Consider the following 1,140-nt stretch of genomic DNA (forward strand, 5'->3'; position numbering starts at 1 on the left):
TGGCGCAGCGCCAGGTATCCAGCCCGGATGCAGAGATCAGCCTCAAAATCTTGAGGGATGTCCAGCGTTGAACGGGAAAGAGCGGCTGCGTCCAGGACAGTCCCTGCGGCGGTGATCCAGGAATTTTCCGGCTGTGGAGCACGGAAGAAAACTAAAGCTGGCAGCGAGGAATGGCTCTCCTGAAGGTCAGCGAACCAGGTCTCCCAGGCACGCCATTGGTCCGATAGGCGATCGATCCCATGAATGCGGTTAAAGCGCAAGAGCATTTCGACCGCCGAGGGAGGTGTTCCGGCTCGTACCTCTAACAGGGAGACGGCCGCTGCCCGTCTCTGAAAAGCGGAGTACATACTTGGAAGGTAAGCAATCAGTAACGCGATCAGCAGCAGACCGAGAGTAGCTTCTGAAAACACTAAGTTGAGCTGCCAGAAATCAGTCGCTTTCGCAAATCCTAGCGTCAGCAGGGAAGAACCACTGAGCAGGAAAGCTTCATACCAGGTGGGCACACCCAGTGCCCAATACATGCCCGCATATCCAAGCGTGACCAGTATCAACCAGACCGGTAACAGGGTGAGCAAGGCGATCGGGGCGTAGTAAGCCATGATTTGATCGCGTGCCTGGAATGAAACCACCGACCGCAAGCGTAAATCAAAAATCCAGCGCACGAGCCGGAAAACCGAGCCGTAGATCTTATCCGGCGCAGCCCGTGGCAGGACCAGGGTTCTCACAGCTGAGAGCAGGGTAAAGCCTACCAGCATTGCCCCCAGGATGAAGATGATCACACGCAGGAGAAAGAACATTTGGATTAGCTGTTAAGTGATTTTGGAGTATTACTCAAATTTATATTCCCAAGGATGATTGCTGATTATATCAATCCTTCCTGGCTTGAAATCAATCAACGATCAATACCGCAGATCCCTGCAGCCTGCCCTCTCGTATATCGTCCAGGGCTTGGCTGGCTGCTTCTAATGTGTAGGTTTGGATCTGAGTTTCCACAGGCACCCGGGGAGCGACAGCCAGGAAATCCTCCCCATCTTTGCGGGTCAGGTTGGCCACGGAGCGGATCGTGCGTTCCTCCCAAAGCAAACGATAGGGAAAGGAGGGGATATCGCTCATGTGGATGCCACCGCTGACTACTGTACC

The 1,140-nt window shown here is 54.1% G+C and carries 2 protein-coding genes; both read right to left on the reverse strand.

Annotated elements, in window-relative coordinates; all coding sequences use genetic code 11:
- The coding region (locus V6D20_20980; protein HEY9818255.1) for a hypothetical protein at positions 1-797 on the reverse strand (797 nt) is incomplete at its 3' end.
- A 91-nt stretch (positions 798-888) separates the two neighbouring features.
- Positions 889-1,140: hypothetical protein (locus V6D20_20985; protein HEY9818256.1), on the reverse strand; the 252-nt coding region annotated here is incomplete at its 5' end.

The sequence above is a fragment of the Candidatus Obscuribacterales bacterium genome, from assembly GCA_036703605.1.
Taxonomy (GTDB): domain Bacteria; phylum Cyanobacteriota; class Cyanobacteriia; order RECH01; family RECH01; genus RECH01.